Genomic DNA, 16655 nt, shown 5'->3' on the forward strand with positions numbered 1-16655 from the left:
CCGGCCACCCTGCCACCCCGGCCACCCTGCCACCCCGGCCACCCTGCCACCCCGGCCACCCTGCCACCCCGGCCACCCTGCCACCCCGGCCACCCCGGCCACCCCGGCCACCCCGGCCACCCCGGCCATCCCGGCCACCCCGGCCATCCCGGCCACCCCGGCCATCCCGGCCCGGCCGCTCCGGCCGGCCCGGAGGCTTGGTCAGGCCGCGGCCCGCCGCTCGCCTTACTCAGCCCGCTCGTGGCCCGGCGCTCGCCGAACCCAGCCCGCTCGTGGCCCGGCGCTCGCCGAACCCAGCCCGCTCGTGGCCCGGCGCTCGCCTAACCCAGCCCGCTCGTGGCCCGGCGCTCGCCGAACCCAGCCCGCTCGTGGCCCGGCGCTCTCCTAACCCAGCCCGCTCGCGGCCTGACCGAGCCGCCGCGGCCCTCGCCGACGTCTCAGCGGTGCTCGAGGGCGACGGCCGGGAGGCGGCGGGCCATCGGCGCCGGCAACCACCATGCATGCCGGCCGAACAGCTGCATCACCGCGGGCACGATCAGGCATCGGATGACGACCGCGTCGAGGAGCACCGCGGCCGCCAGGCCCAGGCCGAACTGGCGCAGCATCCGGTCAGGGCTGAGCAGGAACGCCCCAAAGACCACCACCATGATGGCGGCCGCCGCGGTCACCACCCGGCCGGTCGTGGCCATTCCCTCGGTGATCGCTGCGCCCGGGTCGGGCCGGGAATGCCAGGCCTCGTGCATGCGGGCCAGCAGGAACACCTCGTAGTCCATGGAGAGCCCGAAGACGATGGCGAAGATCATGACCGGCACGTACGCCTCGACCGGGCCGGACTGCTCCCCCAGCCAGCCCCGCTGGAACACAAGAGTGATCACGCCGAGCGCCGCGCCGACGCTGAGCAGGTTGAGCACGGCCGCCTTGAGCGGGATCAGCAGCGAGCGGAAGACCAGCAGCAACAGCAGCGCGGACAGTCCGACCACGACCCCGATGAACGCGGGTAGCCTGGCCGCCACCGCGTCGGCGAAGTCGACCACCGCGGCGGTGCTTCCACCCACCAGGAAGGTCGCGCCGGCTACGCCGGGCAGGACGTCCTCGCGCAGGCGGGTGACGAGCTCGGTGGTCTCGGCGGACTGCGGGCCGGTCGTCGGGATGACGATGAGCGTCCCGGGACCGCCGGGGAAGGCGGCGGCCACGCCTGGCGTGGACGACAGAGTCTGCTGCGCGGCGGCCGCGGCCGAGTCGGGGCCCTCGACCACGACGATCAGCGGGCCGTTGTATCCGGGACCGAACCCCTCACTGATCAGGTCGTAGGCCTTGCGGCTGGTGGACGACGGCGGGTCGGTGCCGGCGTCGGCGAAACCGAGCCGCAGATCCAGCAGCGGCGCGCAGAGCGCCAGCAACGCCACCAGCGGAAGCGCCACTGCCAGCACCGGACGGCGCTGCACCGCGAGCGACCAGCGCCGCCAGCGGTCACCCTCCGCGCGTTTGCGGCGACCGGCAACCCGCTCGAAGCGCTTCCCGAAGACGGCCAGTAGAGCCGGCAGCAGGGTCAGCGCCGCGAGCATGGTGACCAGCACGGTCAACGCCACCGCGACCGCCACGCCCTGGAGCGAGCCGAGCCCGAGCACGACCAGCCCGAGCAGCGCGACGATCACCGTGCAGCCGGCGAAGAACACGGTGCGCCCGGCCGTATCGAGCGCCCGTGACACCGCTCGGTCGCGGTCGACGCCGGCGACGAGCTCGGACCGGTAGCGCGAGAACACCAGCAGCGCGTAGTCGATCCCGACGCCCAGCCCCACCAGGATCATCAGGGGCGTGGTGAAGTCGGCGACCGTGGCGACGTGCGAGGCGAGCACCACCAGGCCGATCGCCGAGCCGACTGCGAAAACGGCGATGATGATCGGCAGGCTCGCGGCGAGCAGCGACCCGAAGAGGAACACCAGGATGACCAGGGCCGCGAGCAACCCCACCCCCTCCGAGGCGCCGCCGCTCGACTCCTCCGCGCCGCGCACCGGATCGCCCCCCAGCTCCACTTGGAGGCCGTTGCCGCCGAACGACTGGGCGGTGTCGATGATTCGCCGCACGTCGGGGGCGGGCACGTCTTGCGCCTGGGCGTCGAGCGTGACTACGGCGTACCCGATGGATTTGTCTTGGGAAATGACGGGCTCACCGACGTCGGCCACGTGCGGCAGGCTGCGGACCTGCGCGAGCATCGGGTCGAGGGTGGCCGGCCGCAGCTCGGCAGAGGATTTGACGACGATCTGCAGGGTTGCGCCGGCGGACGCGGGATGATCGCTCTCGAGGGCCTCGAGGGCCTGCTGCGACTCGGTGCCGGGGAGCGAGAAGTCGTTGTGATATCGGGCGCCGGCGACCTGCGCGGCGGCGCTCACCGCGACGAGAACGAGCACCCAGGCGGCGAGCGCCCACCATCGGCGGCGGATGGCCCAGCTTGCGATCCGTACGAACATGTCCCGAAAGCTAGGGAGGCGCGGTGCTCGGGCGGAAGCCTCCTCAGGTGGGCATTCGGTGTCCTACCCAGGGGGTACGAGCCTTCATACCGTGGTCTGATTCGCCCCCGGCCGATCCGCACTAACCTGGCCGCATGTCCAAGCAACGGTGGCTGACCGACGGCGTGATCGTCGCGCTGACGCTGGGGTTGACCCTGGCGATCCTCGCCGCCCGTGGCTTCGGCACGCCGGGCCCGACGGCGCGCAGCCTCGACACGCAAGGCTTCGTTCTGGCCTTTCTCACTGCCGCGCCTCTCGTTGTGCGGAGGCACAGACCCGAGATCGCGTACGGGTTGAGCGCCGTCGCCAGCCTCCTCCTGCTCCACCTGAACTACCCGTTGGACGCACCGGTCGCGACGGTGGTCGGCGCCTACGCGCTGGCCCAGGCCTACATCGGCTCCGAGCTGGTTCCCCGGACGGCGGCGCTGGTGGCGGTCAACGCCTTCGTTCCCGCGGTCGCGGTGGTCTACTGGTCGATCGGCGTCTCCCCGCGGTCGATCGCCACCGAGTTGCTGGCCTGGGCCACGGTTTTCGCCGGCCTGTGGATCGCCGGCGACCGCAGCCGCCTGCGCCTGTTGCGCCTGACCGAGGCCGAGGAGCGGGCCCGGCGCGCCCGGGCCGAGGCGGCCGAGCAGGCACTGCGGGCGCTGGCCGAGGCCGAGGAGACGGCCCGGCGCGCCCTCGCCGACGCCGAGCGCGACCGCAAGCTGGCGGCGGCCGACGAGCGCACCCGCATCGCCCGTGAGCTGCACGACTCGGCCGGCCACGCGATCAACGTGATCCTCGTGCAGGCCGGCGCGGCCCGGCTGCTGCACGATCGCGATCCGGAGCGCGCCAAACAGGCGCTGGGCACGATCGAGTCGGTCGCCCGCGACACGGTCACCGACATCGACCGCCTGGTGCGGGCCCTGCGCGACGACCGCGAGGACGTGCCGGCCGACCCGGGCGCGCTCGACGACCTGATCGAGCGGCATCGGGCGAGCGGTCTCGCGATCGCCGCCGACCTGCCCGAGCAACGGACGCCGTTGCCGCGCAGCGTGGCGTGGGCGGCCTACCGGATCCTGCAGGAGGCCCTGACCAACGCGGCCCGGCACGGCGCCGGGAGCGCCGCGGTCGCCGTTCGCTTCGCCCGCAACCGCGTCGAGATCGACGTGACCAACCCCACCGCGGACGCCGGCCGCCACGACGCCGGCCGCGCCGGGCTGGGCATCGTCGGTATGCGTGAGCGAGCCACCCTGCTCGGCGGCACCCTGACCGCCGAGGCCGAGCCCGTCGGGATACAGCCCGAAAGGGCCCAGCCCGCCGGGGCAGCGCCCGCCAGGGCCCAGCCTGCCGGGGCCGCGCCCGCCAGGGCCCAGCCTGCCGGGGCCGCGCCCGCCAGGGCCCAGCCCGCCGGGGCAGCGCCCGCCAGGGCCCAGCCTGCCGGGGCCGCGCCCGCCAGGGCCCAGCCTGCCGGGGCCGCGCCTGCCGAGGCCGCGCCTGCCGGGGCCGCGCCCGCCGGGGTACAGCCCGCCGGGGTACAGCCCGCCGGGGTACAGCCCGCCGGGGTACAGCCCGCCGGAACCAAGTCCGGCGGAACCCAGCCCGCCGACCACCGTTTCCGCCTCTCGGCTGTCCTTCCCCACTCATGACCGCGCCGCTGCGGATTGCCGTCGTCGATGACGACCACCTCATGCGGGCGGGGCTCTGTGCGGTGCTGTCGACCGACGACAGCATTCAGATCGTGGGCGAGGCGTCCGACGGAGCCGCGGCCGTGGAGCTCGCCGGACGGCTCGGGCCCGATGTGATGCTCATGGACATTCGGATGCCGGTGCTCGACGGGATCGAGGCCACCCGCCGGATCGTCGCCTCGGCGCCGGGGGTGCGGATCCTGATTCTCACGACCTTTGAGGATGACGATTACGTGCTGGGGGCGCTGCGGGGCGGGGCGGCCGGGTTCGTACTCAAGCGGATCCAGCCCGAGCAGCTGATCGCGGCGATCCACACGGTGGCGGCGGGCGACCAGTTGCTGGCGCCCGAGGTCACGCGGACCGTTGTCGACCATGTCACCCGGCATGCACAGCCCGATCCGCGGGCGGCCCGGCGGCTCGCGCAGCTCACGCCGCGGGAGCGGCACGTGCTCACGCTGATCGCGCGCGGGCGGACCAATGGGGAGATCTCCGAGGAACTGGTCGTCGAGGAGTCGACCGTCAAGACGCACGTCAAGCGGATCCTCGCCAAGCTCGAGCTCCGCGATCGCATCCACGCCGTCATCCTCGGGTACGAAACAGGCCTCGTCCGCCCGGGCGGCCCCGAGCCGACGGTCAACGATCCGGAAAGGAAGGGCTGAGCCGACCGCAACCGGCCGGGCAAGCCGCGGCCCGGACGACATGCGGCGCGAATCGAGCGGCACGGCCCGGGGGGCAACACGGCGCGAGTTGAGGGGCACGGCTCGGCCGGCTCGAAGCGGGCACGGCCCCGGCGGCCCGCCTAACACGCCCCGGCGGCACAGGCCCGACGCCGCAGGCCCGAGATGGTTCGCCACCGGGCGGCGCGGCAAGATTGGTTCTCGTGCCGAGCTTTCTGTTGACGTGGAATCCTGACGTTGCGCGGTGGTCGGACGCCGAGTTCGACGGGGTGGCCGAGCGGTCGGCCGCCGGGCATACGCTGATGAGCCGTTGGGGCGTCGGTATCCGCAAGTCGGGTATCGCGGTGGGCGACTTCGCCTACCTGGTCCGGCAGCGTCGTGATCGCGGGATCGTCGCGAGCGGCCGGTTCGAGAGCGAGATCTACGAGGACGTGCGCTGGGACGGTTCCGGCCGGATCACCACCTTCGCCGAAGTCCGGTTCGATGTGATCCTGCCGCTCGCCGACCGGCTCCCCGTCGAGTTGCTGAAACACCGTCTCTCCACGATCTCCTGGGATCATCTACAGGGCTCCGGCGTCATGGTGCCCCGCGGCACCGACTCGGCACTCGAAGCCCTCTGGCGGGCACACGCCACCGGAATCACGGCGTGACGAAACGGCGTGACGAAGCGGCGTGACGAAGCGGCGTGACGAAACGGCGTCACGAACCCAAGCCGGTCGGCATGGGACGCAGCAGGGACAACCGCATCGGCCTCGCCGCTCAGCGGCGCAGCGTCAGAATCAGGTCGACTATCAGGGCCGTCCAGCCGGTCTGGTGCCAGGCGCCGAGGCCGGCGCCGTTGTCGCCGTGGAAGTATTCCGGGAAGACGATCAGGTCCTTCCAGTCGGGGTGCTTCTGCAGGATCTCGTTGGCGCCGTAGATCGGGCGGTGGCCGTCGGCGTCGGGGACGAACAGGGAGATCAGGCGGCGGGACAGGTCGTCGGCGATCGCGGCGAGCGGCAGCTTCTGCTGGGAGCCGGTGGGGTACTCCGCGATCAGGTCGTCGCCGAAGAACGCGGCGAACTCGCGCAGCGCCTCGATCAGCAAATAGTTGACCGGCATCCACACCGGGCCGCGCCAGTTCGAGTTGCCGCCGAAGAGGCCGCTGGTGCTCTCGGCCGGCTCGTAGCCGACGGTGAAGTCCGAGCCGCCCAGTGACACCGTGAACGGCTTCTCCAAATGAGATCGGGAAAGCGTTCTGATCCCGTACGCGGAAAGGAACTCCTCGGGATCGAGCATCCGCGCGAGAAGGCGCAGCAGCTGGTCCTGACCCACCATCGACAGGAGGCGCTGCTGGCGGCCCTCGGCCGACAGTCGCCGGGCGCTGATCACATCGGCGTATTCGCCCTGCGTGTGGCGCAGCCACCGCAGGCGGGCAGCCAGCTCGGGCAGCCGGTTGAGCGTCGCGGCGGTGAGCCGTGTGGTGGCGGCGAGCGGCAGCAGACCGACGATCGAGCGCACCTTCAGCGGCAGCTTGTGCCCGTCCGGCAGGCGCAGCTGGTCGTAGAAGAAGCAGTCCTCCTCGTCCCACAGGCCCTGGCGGTAGGCGGCCTCGGCGATGTACGCGAAGTGCTCGAAGAACTTCGTCGCCATGTCCTCGTAGGTGCGGTCGTGCAGCGCCAGCCGGATGGCCATGTCCAGCAGGTTCAGCGCGTACATCGCCATCCAGCCGGTGCCGTCGGACTGCTCGAGCACCCCGGCCACCGGCAGCGCGGCCGAGCGGTCGAACGGGCCGACGTTGTCGAGGCCGAGGAAGCCGCCCTCGAAGACGTTGTTGCCGCCGACGTCCTTGCGGTTGACCCACCAGGTGAAGTTGAGCAGCAGCTTGTGCATCACCCGGGCAAGGAAGTCGAAGTCCTGCCCGCCGTCGATCTCGAAGACGCGCAGCGCCGCCCAGGCGTGGACGGGCGGGTTCACGTCGCCGAACGCCCACTCGTACGCGGGGATCTGGCCGTTGGGGTGCATGTACCACTCGCGCAGCAGCAACAGCAGCTGCTGCTTGGCGAAGCCGGGGTCGACCCGGGAGATCGACACGCAGTGGAAGGCGAGATCCCATGCCGCGTACCAGGGGTACTCCCAGGCGTCCGGCATCGAGATGACGTCGAAGCTGTTCATGTGCCACCAGGCGTTGTTGCGCCCGTAGCGGCGGCCCGGCGGGGGCGGCTGCGAGCCGGGGTCGCCGGTCAGCCACTGCTTCACGTCGAAGTGGTAGAACTGCTTGCCCCACATCAGCCCGGCGATGCCCTGCCGGGCCACGGCCGCCTCGTCGGGCGTCGCCGAGGCCGGAATGATCTCGGAGAAGTACGAGTCGGCCTCGCGCAGCCGGTCGCGCATCACCGCTTCCCAGTCGGCGCCGAGGTCGAGCGCCCCGGGCTCGTGGTCGTAGGAGAGAAGGCGTAGCCGCAGCGTGCGGCTCTCCCCCGGCTTGAGCGTGAGCACGTAGTGCAGCGCGCCCTTGGTGCCGACGCCGGCCGGGTTCACCGTGGGCAGCCCCGCGATCAGATGGTCGTTGATGCCGTCCTTGGGGTACATGCTCGTGCCGGGCAGGCCCCACAGCCGCTGCGAGTTGGTCTCGTTGTCACAGACGAGCGCCTCAGGCGACAATTCCCCTTCCAACACGATATGTCCGATCGTTCGGTGCAAGCCGGACAAGCGGCCCGGCCGACCGACCAGCGCCGGCTTGGGGCGATTCGGCAGCCCCCACGACCACGTGTTGCGGAACCAGAGCGTGGGCAGCACATGCAGCGACGCCGGGGACGGACCGCGATTGGTCACCGTGATCGCGATGCACATGTCGCGAGGGGTGGCCTTGGCGTAGTCGACGGTGACCGCCCAATACCGGTCCTCGTCGAAGACCCGGGTGTCGACCAGCTCGTACTCGGACTCCTCCCGCGACCGCTGACCGTTGACCCGCACCAGCTCGTCGTACGGAAAGGCCTGCTGCGGATAGTGATACCGCCAGCGCATCCACGAGTGCGTGGGCGTGGAGTCCTGGTACCACCAGTAGTCCTTCGCGTCCTCGCCGTGGTTGCCGCCGTCGCCGCCGAGGCCGAACATCCGCTCCTTGAGGATCGGGTCCTCGCCGTTCCACAGCGCCAGCGCGAAGCAGAACGTCTGACGCTCGTCGCAGATGCCGCCCATGCCGTCGTCGTTCCACCGGTACGCTCGGGACCGCGCGTGATCGTGCGGGAAGTAGTCCCACGCCGTGCCGTGCTCGCTGTAGTCCTCGCGGACCGTTCCCCACGCGCGCTCGGCCAGGTAGGGACCCCATGCGCGCCACGGCAGCTCACCGGAGTCGGCCTGCGCCAGGCGTAAGCGCTCCGCCACGCGGCGTTTCACCCCCACAACTCGATCATCGACACCCATTCGGACACACTGAGGTCATTGTTACCGCTCAGTGTTACGAATGATTCTGCCCGACGACTGGAGGTCTTCTCGTGGCTACGGTCCGCCGCCTGGCCTTCGGTCCGCAGGTCTGCGGCAACGTCGATGAGGGTTCCGCGCGCGAGTGGCTGGTCGCCGACGGACGCGGCGGCTATGCGATGGGTACGGTGAACGGCCTGCGCACCCGCCGCTACCACGGCTTATTGATCGTCGCCGGTGCTGGAGCCGGCTTTTCTGGGCCTGCCACCCGCCGCCTGGCCCTCGCCGCGCTCGACCCGGTCGTCACGCTCCCCTCCGGCGCGTCGGTCCGGCTCGCCACGCACGAGTGGGCGGACGGGACGATCGCCCCACGGGGGCACGAACTTCTCGCCGGCTTCGAACTGGTCGACGGCCTGCCGCGCTGGCGGTGGCGGATCGGCGACGTGGTGATCGAGCGCGAGCTCGCCATGGCGCACGGCCGTCCCGCGGTCGCCGTGGTGCACCGCCTGCTCACCGGCGGACCGATCAGCCTTTCCCTGGACGCGCTGGTCACCTGGCGCGACATTCACGGCGAGCGCACCGCGGGCGGACCGGTCCCCGAGGTGGTCGCCGACGAGAGCGGGTGCGTGGTCGAGGGGGCGTACCGCTTGCGCGGCCCGGACTTCCGCCAGGTGGGGGCGTGGTGGCGCGGGGTGCGGCACCGCACCGAGGCGGCACGCGGCCTTCAACCACAAGAAGATCTCTGGTACGCCGGGAGCTTCCACGCCGAACTGCGGCAGCCGGGCGCGACAGCGGAGGTGTCGGCGTGGGCTTCTCCGCTGGACGATCCGCCGCCGCGCGCCGCGGAGGTCGTGGGCGCGGCCCGGCTGCGCAACCGCGCGGTGGTTGCCGCCGCCCAGCCCGCCGACGACGCGCAGGCGACGCTCGCGCTGGCCGCCGACGCGTTCATCGTCCAGACCCGCTCCGGCCCCGACGTGGTGGCCGGCTACCCGTGGTTCGGCGCCTGGTCGCGCGACACCATGCTCAGCTACGAGGGCCTTTTCCTCACCACCAACCGGTCCGGCGAGGGGCGGGAGCTGCTCACCTCGTACGCGTCGACGTTGTCCGAAGGCATGCTCGCGAACACCGCTGACGCCGGGAGCGTCGAGTACAACACCACCGACGGCACGCTCTGGTTCCTGCACGCGGTGGGCCGGCACGTCGCCACGACCGGCGACTTCGACCTGGCCGCCGAGCTGCTGCCGGCCCTGCTCGGCGTGGTCGACCACCACCTCAAGGGCACCCGCTACGGCATCGTCGCCGACCCGCTCGACGGCCTGCTCCGCCAGGGCGCCACCGGGGAGGCGCTGACCTGGATGGACGCCCGCGTCGACGGGGTGCCGGTCACCCCGCGGATGGGCAAGCCGGTCGAGGTCAACGCGCTCTGGGTCAACGGCCTGGCCACCGTGATCAAGCTGGCCTGGCAGGCGCGCACCGGCGCCGGGGCGGCCGTGCGGGCGCATCCCGAGGCGCTCGCCGGTTTCGCGCGCCGCTTCCCGGCGCCGACCGGCTGGCTGTACGACGTCGTGGACGGCCCCGGCGGCGACGATCCCACGCTGCGCCCCAACCAACTGCTGGCGTGGTCGCTGCCGTACGCGCCGCTGCGCCCCGAGCCGGCCACGCTGCAGGCGATCGGATCGGCGCTGATGACGCCGCTGGGGCTGCGCAGCCTCGCCCCGAACGAGCCCGGCTACCACGGCGTCCACCGTGGCGGGCCGGCCGCGCGCGACACGGCGTATCACACCGGCACGGTCTGGCCGTGGCTGACCGGCCCGTTCGTCGCCGCCTGGCGGCGGCTGGGCGTCTCCGCCGACCAGACCATCTCGGACGCCGACGACCACCTCGGCGAGTACGGCCTGGGCTCGGTCTCCGAGACCGCTGACGGCGACGCCCCGCACGAGGCGACCGGCTGCCCGTTCCAGGCGTGGTCGGTCGCCGAGACGCTGCGCGCCCGCCGCCTCTGAACGAGCGCCCGGTGGGATCGCCGGCTGGTTGTACCGTGAGGTCCCGCCCGCCGTTCGACCCGAAGGGTTGTCGTGGAGTACATCTGCTACATCTCGCGAGCGAAGATCGACTCCCTGCACGAGCAGGTCCAGTCGCAACAGTTCGGCGACACCCTCGAGAAAGTCACCACCGAGACGTCACGGACGGCAGAGGTCAAGGGCGGCCTGGCACTGGCCAAGGTCCTCCAGCCGTTCACGGCCGGCGTCACGTACGGCCGGAAAGACACGATCCAGCTCGAGCGCAAGGTCAAGACCGCGTATCTCGAGAAGCTGAACGAGATCCTCCTGGAGATCCAGCACAAGGAGGAGATCCGCGAACTGGATAGCCTCGCGGCCATCGACGACGCTCCCAGCCTGTACTGGTACTACGAGGGCGACTTCACGTGCGTCGACCTGCCGGCGCCGGTGACCGGCGAGTCCGTGGCGACACTCGCCTCCCGAGGTACCGACTTCGAGCTGCGGCTCGACTGCTCGATGCGGCATTTCAGCGAGTCGAGCGACGCGCACCCCATCCACTCCGGTAACCGCTGGTTCTTCTCGGGCGGCCAGACGATGCGGCTGGGCGGCGTCTTCGTCCTGCTCGGACGCGAGGGCGACCAGGTGATCGGAACCCCGCTCTACCTGTTGCTGAAGACGTCGGGACGACCGGGAAATGTCCTCTGACCCGGAACGACTCGACCTCGCCGCGCACGACCCCGAGGAGTACGAGGGCAAGTACCTCGACATCCACGATGTGCGGTACCTGGTCGGCCCGCTGCTCGGGCACGGCGAGGAGAAGATCGTCCACGCGCTGTTCAACGCCGAGTCGAAGATGTCGCTGCACGTCCTGCGCGTGCACCGCGAGCGCGTACGGCCGTGGCGCGACCTCGACCTCATTCATTCCGTCGAGCGCGGCTTCGCCGGTTCGGGGGAGGTTCCGTTCGCCGCCTTCATGGACGTGCCCTACCCCGGGTTCTGGGTCGACATCCAGGAGCGGGAGCCTCCCGTCGACGGCAACGGCGCGAGGACGCTGCCGGGCGGCGCCTCGCTGTCGATGATCAACGAGGTGCTGGCCGTCAACGCCGCACACACCGGGGCGTTGATGGCCAAGGCTGAGTGGTACGCACGCCGGCCGGGCGGAACGGCGGCCGCCACCTGCTTCGCCCTGCGGGCCGTCGAGATCGAGCCCAACTTCCTGCCGTACCTGCTGCGCACCGTCGCCCTGGCGATCGAGTCGCGCGACTACGCCGAGGCGGTGGCGACCCACACGCTGATCAAGCAGAAGTACGACTACAACCGCCAGGCGGACCTCTCGGTGGCGGCCCTGCACCTCGCGTTCGGCGAGCCGGCCGCGGCGGCCGTCGTCCGGGCGCGGTATCCGCTGGAGGAGACCCCCTGCGATCAGGCCACCATCGACAAGCTCGACGAGGCCATCTGTACGGCGCTGGCGAACCGCCTCGAGTCCGATCGGCTGGGCGCGCGGGCCTACGGCCATCTCCACGGCGTCAGCACGACCGACGACGGCTACGGCCGCGCGCTGGCCGACGTCGAGAAGGCGGTCGCCGTCCATCCGGAGAGCCCGCGGATGCAGGCGAACCGAGGGCTGCTCCTGACGCTCACCGGCCGGCATCGCGAGGGCGCCGAGCAGCTCGTCGAGTGGGCGCCGGCCCTCCCGATGGCCGCACGGATCATTTGCCTGATCAGTGCGGCGTATGCCTACCTGCGGGCCGGTGACCTCGCCCGCGCCGCGGCCGCCCACTCGACCGCGCTGACCTGGCTCGGCGGCCTCATGGATCTCGAGGCGCTCGACGGCGAGAGCTTCCCCCGGCCCGCTCAGTGGATCCCGGCCGGCGGCCGGCCGCACAACGCCGGCACGGCCGCCGACGCCGCGGAGATCATCGCCAAGACCCTGGAGGCGGCGGGAACGGACGAGGGCGAGGACGTCCAGTATTTCGCCGCGCTTCTCGGCTTCTTCCGGGCGCATCTGGCGGAACTCGAACAGCAGTTCGCCGAGTACACGGCCAAGTTCGGTCCCGGCGTGCGGGTGCCGTCGGCCTGAGTCATGGCCGCCCCGCACGGCCGGCCGGCCTGCCCTGCCGGCCCGCCTAACCGGCTACGGCACGGACGCTAGGCCGCCGGCGCGGACAGGTCCTTTCGCGGAGCGTCGGCGGCGGCGCTGGGCGAGGTCCCGGTCGAAGTCGGCGATGTGGGCGGCAACGTCGTTCTCTTCGTCGCGGACGGCGAGCGCGACGGCGACGTCCTCTCCGAGGTCGGCGAGGTGGTGCGCCGCTTCGTCGCCGCCGTGGTCGGCGTGGCGGCGGGATCGGCCGGCAGGGAGGCCGGCAGCGAGACCGGCGACGTCGGGGGCACGGCGGTGCTGCTGCCCGGCGGCCGCAGCGCATAGAGGGTCCCGCTCGCGCTGACCGCGAAGAGTCCCGCATCGTCGCCACTCGCCGCGACATCGAAGCGGTCCCCGGTCACGTTCTGCCACAGCAGACTGCCGGTGCGGCCGTCCAGCCCCACGAGCCGCCCGTCCGGATAGGCCACGTCGACCTCGCCGCCGCGCACCACCGGGATCCCGGCCGCGCCGCCCCGCTCCGGCCGGTACCGCCAGCGCACCTGCGACGTCCGGGCGTCCCACGCGCTGATCGACCCGTCCGCGCCGGCTGCGTGGACCACCCCGTCGCCGCCCGCGATCCGCGAGATCGAGACCTCGTCGGCGATCCCGTCCAGCTCCGCGCCGTCCTTCAGCTCCACACAACGGACAGTGCCGTTGGCGATCGCCACACACACCGCGTCACCGGCGACGACCGGTCCGTCAGTCACGGTTCCCGCCTCGGCTCGCCAGAGCAGCGCTCCCTGCGCGCTCACGCCGTTCAGCTTGCCGTCGCCGGAGGCGACCACCACGACCCCGTCGCTCACGACCGGCGGGGTGACGATCTTTCCCTCGGCCCACGCACGCCAGCGTCGGTGTTTCTCCCCGATTTCGTACGCGTAGAGCACCCCGTCCCCGCCACCGGCGTAGACCCGCTCCCCGTCCACGGCCGGCCGAGCCGCCACGTCATGCCCGGTGTCCCGGTGCCAGATCTCATTCCCGTACGTGGCGTCCACGGCGACGATCCGCCCCGCTCCGGTGACCGCGTAGGCGACCCCACCCACGATCCGCGTGCCGGCCCGCGCTCCCGCCCCCAGCGCCATCTCCCAGGCCAGTGCGCCGTCGGTGCGCCGGAACGCCCGCAGCGTCCCGTCCTGCCCGCTGACCAGAATCCACTGGCCACCGACCGTGGGCGGCTCGACGGCCGCCACCCCCGTGTTCACCCGCCACACCACCTGCGCGCCGTCCGCCTGGGCAGACGCCCCGGCCGAGCCTCCGCTCCCGGCCGGAACTTCGCCGCGTCCCTCACTCCAGGGCCAGGCCGCCAGGGCGGTCACCGTCGTGACGGTCAGCAGCACGGCCACGAACCCACCCACGATCGGCCACCGATAGGCCCGCCATCGCGACCGCCCGCCAGCGCCCGGCCCGCCAGCGCCCGGCCCGCCAGCGCCCGGCCCGCCAGCGCCCGGCCCGCCCGCGCCCGGTGGCCCGCCCGGCCCTGACCAACCCGGCCCACCCGCGCCTGGCCCACCCGGCCCTGGCCAACCTGGTCCACCCGCGCCCGGCCCACCCGCGCCCGGCCCACCGGCGCCCGGCCCAGTCGGCCCGCTCGGCGCGCCCGCGCGCGGCCCGGACACTGTCGAGGGTGGGCCATCCGATCCCAGGGCCGACCTCAACGGCGGCGAGTAGACGACCGGAGACCCGGCCGGCGCAGGCGACCCGGGGGAATCCGGTGGCATCTGAAGACCCGGTGGCCGCACCGACACCGGCAGGCTGGCCACCGCCGCGGGCGGCAGCCTCCCCGGCCGATCCGGCGGCCCGGACACCGAGGCGGCAGGCCCTGCCGACGGGCCCGGCGTGGCAGACACCGGCCGCGGGCCCGGCGTGACCGGAGGCGGCGACGAGACGGGTGTGGCCGGCTGCGCGCTCGACGGCATCTGCCCGGCGCCGGCTTCCGCGTTCCGTGGCGGCGACAGCAGCACGAAGCCCGGCGCACCCGGCGCACCCGGGATCTCCCCCGGACCGCTCAGCCGCGCCGCCCCCAGCGCGATCCCCAGCTCTGGCTGCTCGTCCACGACGACCGGCCGTTCGAAAGCCTTCGACACCATCAACCCGACCAGCGGGATCCGCGACGACCCGCCGGCCAGCACCACGCACCGCAGCGACGACGCGTCCGCCGAGGCCGATCGCAGCGCCCGCCGCATGGCCTCGACCGTCTCGTCCAGTGCCGGGGAGATCATTGCCTCGAAGTCGGAGCGGCGGATCCGCACCCGCGTGTGCAGCCGCGGCAGCGCCACCCCGATCTCGGCCTCGGTGTCGAACGACAGGCTCTCCTTGGCCTCGACGCATTCGCGCCGCAACCGGGCCAGGGCCTCGGTCACGGCCGCGTCGTCCAGGTCGAGGCCTGCCAGCCGGTCGCCGAGGGTCGACCGCACGTGCTCGAGCACGGCCTCGTCGAAGTCGATCCCGCCCAGCTGCTCGACGCCCTGCGGCTCGCCCAGCATCTCGAAGCCGTCGGCGGTCTTGCGCAGCACCGCCGCGTCGAAGGTGCCGCCGCCCAGGTCGTACACGGCGATGGTCTCCCCGACCGCGACCCGGGCCGTGCCCGCGTAGCGCACCGCCGCGGCCTCCGGCTCTGTCCGCAACGAAACGGACGGCAGGTCGGCGAGCCGTGCCGCCTCCATCAGCCGTTCCCGCTTGTAGGGACCCCAGTTGGCCGGGTGGGTGAGCACGATCCGGCTCGGCGGCCCGCTGTGCCCGTCGGTCACGGCCGCCACGACGTGCCGCAGCAGCCGCGCGGTCAGCTCGTGCGCCGCCATCGGCGTGTCGCCGAGCAGCACCGGCACGGGGTCGCCCATCCGGCGCTTGAACTCGCGGGCCAGCCGGGTCGGCGCGGACTCGCCGCGGCGCTGGGCGGCCTCGCCGATCAGCACCTCGCCGTCATCGCGCAGGAACACCAGCGAGGGAATCTCCGGACCGCGCCCGCCGAGCCGGACAGTCTCCAGTAGGCCGTCCACATTGATCGCGGCGGCCGTGTAGGTCGTCCCGAGATCCACCCCGAGGCCGTACTTCATTCTCCGGATGCTAGGCGGCCGGAGCGAACGTGAATATCCCTCAGAGGCCTGCCGTCGACGCCGAAGGTGGTCGCGTTCCGGATCGGTGCGCACCAATGCCAGGGCCGCGTCGAAGGCGGCCGCGGCTTCGTCGCGGCGGCCCATCCGGGCGAGCAGCTCGGCGCGCACGGCCGGCAGCAGGTGGCTGTCGCGCAGCGCCTGGTCGAGGCCGTCGAGCAGGGCCACGCCGGCCTCGGGCGCGCCGGCCTCGGCCACCGCCACGGCCCGGTTGAGGCGGACCATCGGGGACGGGTCGCGGCGCTCCAGCTCGGCGTAGAGCAGGGCTATTCGCGGCCAGTCGGTGGGCGGCGGCTTGGCGTGCTCGGCGGCGATCAGGGCCTGCAGGTGGTACTCGCCGGGCATCGGGACCGCCTCGAGCAGGCCGAGCAGCGACTGCCCGCGGGCGATCTCGTCGTGCCGCCAGCGGGAGCGGTCCTGGTCGGGCAGCAGCACCAGCCCGCCCTCGGGGCCGACCCGGGCGTCGCGCCGGGCGTGCTGCAGCAGCATCAGCGCCAGCAGCGACAGCGTGCGCGGCTCTCCCGGCAGCAGCTCGCCGACGAGGTAGCCGAGCCGGATCGCCTCCCCGGCCAGCCGCGGCCGGATCAGCTCGGGCCCGGCCGTGGCGCGATAGCCCTCGGTGAAGATCAGGTAGATCGCCTTGAGCACGACGTCGAGCCGCTCGGGCAGGTCTTCGGCCGCGGGCGCGCGCAGCGGGATGCCGGCCATCGCCATCTTGGCCTTGGCCCGGGTCAGCCGGGCCGACATCGTCGGCTCGGACACCAGGAACAGGCGCGCGATCTCGGCGGTGCTCAATCCCGCGACGAACCGCAGCATCAGCGCCGCCCGCGCGTCCGCCCGCAGCGCCGGGTGGCAGCACACGAACAGCAACCGCAGCCGCTCATCAGGGATATCGGAGATGTCGAATTCATCGGGAAAGACCGCGGGCGCGGGGTCGGTGATCAGCAACGGCAGGCGCCGCGCGTCCGCCTCCTCCCGGCGAAGACGATCAAGCGCCCGCCGATGGGCCGTGGTCCAGAGCCAGGCGCCCGGGTTGGCAGGCACGCCCTGCGCGGGCCAGACGCGGGCGGCCGCCACGAACGCGTCCTGCAGGCTGTCTTCCGCCACGTCGAAGCGGCGCAGCCGGGTGACGAGCAGGGCGAGCAGGCGTGA

At 72.6% G+C, this 16655-nt stretch carries 9 protein-coding genes and 1 pseudogene; 6 read left to right on the forward strand and 4 right to left on the reverse strand.

The genetic code is table 11. The features are described from left to right. Positions 1-437: 437 nt before the first annotated feature. Positions 438-2468, reverse strand: coding sequence for an MMPL family transporter (locus ACIA5D_RS31675; protein WP_396034018.1), 2031 nt, complete (start codon positions 2466-2468; stop codon positions 438-440). Between the two features lie 134 nt (positions 2469-2602). On the opposite strand from ACIA5D_RS31675, the gene ACIA5D_RS31680 reads away from it, so the two are divergent. The 3 genes from ACIA5D_RS31680 to ACIA5D_RS31690 all read left to right on the forward strand — a co-directional run bounded on the left by ACIA5D_RS31680 (position 2603) and on the right by ACIA5D_RS31690 (position 5504). Beyond that, a complete protein-coding gene (locus tag ACIA5D_RS31680) occupies positions 2603-4138 on the forward strand; it encodes a sensor histidine kinase (RefSeq protein ID WP_396034019.1) in 1536 nt (511 codons plus the stop codon). Then, on the forward strand, positions 4135-4836 hold the full coding sequence (locus ACIA5D_RS31685) for a response regulator (RefSeq protein WP_396034020.1): 702 nt from the start codon (positions 4135-4137) through the stop codon (positions 4834-4836). Before ACIA5D_RS31680 ends, ACIA5D_RS31685 begins: the two co-directional genes overlap by 4 nt. A gap of 221 nt (positions 4837-5057) precedes the next feature. Continuing rightward, positions 5058-5504 carry a hypothetical protein gene (locus tag ACIA5D_RS31690; protein ID WP_396034021.1) on the forward strand — a complete coding sequence of 149 codons (447 nt, stop codon included), beginning with the start codon at positions 5058-5060 and terminating at the stop codon, positions 5502-5504. Between the two features lie 109 nt (positions 5505-5613). Here the strand turns inward: ACIA5D_RS31690 and ACIA5D_RS31695 are convergent, their stop codons facing one another. Further along, a complete protein-coding gene (locus ACIA5D_RS31695; RefSeq protein WP_396034023.1) occupies positions 5614-8259 on the reverse strand; it encodes an MGH1-like glycoside hydrolase domain-containing protein in 2646 nt (881 codons plus the stop codon). Positions 8260-8330: 71 nt separating this feature from the next. Here ACIA5D_RS31695 and ACIA5D_RS31700 point away from each other — a divergent pair, with 71 nt between their 5' ends. The 3 genes from ACIA5D_RS31700 (at position 8331) to ACIA5D_RS31710 (ending at position 12336) form a co-directional block, all read left to right on the forward strand. Next, positions 8331-10259, forward strand: coding sequence for an amylo-alpha-1,6-glucosidase (locus ACIA5D_RS31700; protein ID WP_396034024.1), 1929 nt, complete (start codon positions 8331-8333; stop codon positions 10257-10259). Between the two features lie 72 nt (positions 10260-10331). After that, positions 10332-10961 carry a hypothetical protein gene (locus ACIA5D_RS31705; protein WP_396034025.1) on the forward strand — a complete coding sequence of 210 codons (630 nt, stop codon included), beginning with the start codon at positions 10332-10334 and terminating at the stop codon, positions 10959-10961. Then, positions 10951-12336 carry a hypothetical protein gene (locus ACIA5D_RS31710; protein WP_396034026.1) on the forward strand — a complete coding sequence of 462 codons (1386 nt, stop codon included), beginning with the start codon at positions 10951-10953 and terminating at the stop codon, positions 12334-12336. The genes ACIA5D_RS31705 and ACIA5D_RS31710 overlap by 11 nt, the downstream gene beginning before the upstream one ends. A 68-nt stretch (positions 12337-12404) precedes the next feature. Here ACIA5D_RS31710 and ACIA5D_RS31715 read toward each other — a convergent pair whose 3' ends face one another. Together ACIA5D_RS31715 and ACIA5D_RS31720 are read right to left on the reverse strand one after the other, a co-directional pair. Beyond that, complete coding sequence (locus tag ACIA5D_RS31715) at positions 12405-15446, reverse strand: Hsp70 family protein (protein ID WP_396034191.1); 3042 nt, start codon at positions 15444-15446, stop codon at positions 12405-12407. Between the two features lie 30 nt (positions 15447-15476). Continuing rightward, positions 15477-16649, reverse strand: a pseudogene (locus ACIA5D_RS31720) (RNA polymerase sigma factor); the annotation flags it as partial. Between the last annotated feature and the right edge of the window lie 6 nt (positions 16650-16655).

It is taken from the genome of Actinoplanes sp. NPDC051513 (assembly GCF_044454685.1).
GTDB lineage: Bacteria > Actinomycetota > Actinomycetes > Mycobacteriales > Micromonosporaceae > Actinoplanes.

Excerpts from the sequence above, each read along its gene's own strand:
- ACIA5D_RS31675 (WP_396034018.1), bottom strand. The coding sequence starts at position 2,468 with ATGTTCGTACGGATCGCAAGCTGGGCCATCCGCCGCCGATGGTGGGCG.
- ACIA5D_RS31680 (WP_396034019.1), top strand. The coding sequence starts at position 2,603 with ATGTCCAAGCAACGGTGGCTGACCGACGGCGTGATCGTCGCGCTGACG.
- ACIA5D_RS31685 (WP_396034020.1), top strand. The coding sequence starts at position 4,135 with ATGACCGCGCCGCTGCGGATTGCCGTCGTCGATGACGACCACCTCATG.
- ACIA5D_RS31695 (WP_396034023.1), bottom strand. The coding sequence starts at position 8,259 with ATGGGTGTCGATGATCGAGTTGTGGGGGTGAAACGCCGCGTGGCGGAG.
- ACIA5D_RS31710 (WP_396034026.1), top strand. The coding sequence starts at position 10,951 with ATGTCCTCTGACCCGGAACGACTCGACCTCGCCGCGCACGACCCCGAG.
- ACIA5D_RS31715 (WP_396034191.1), bottom strand. The coding sequence starts at position 15,446 with ATGAAGTACGGCCTCGGGGTGGATCTCGGGACGACCTACACGGCCGCC.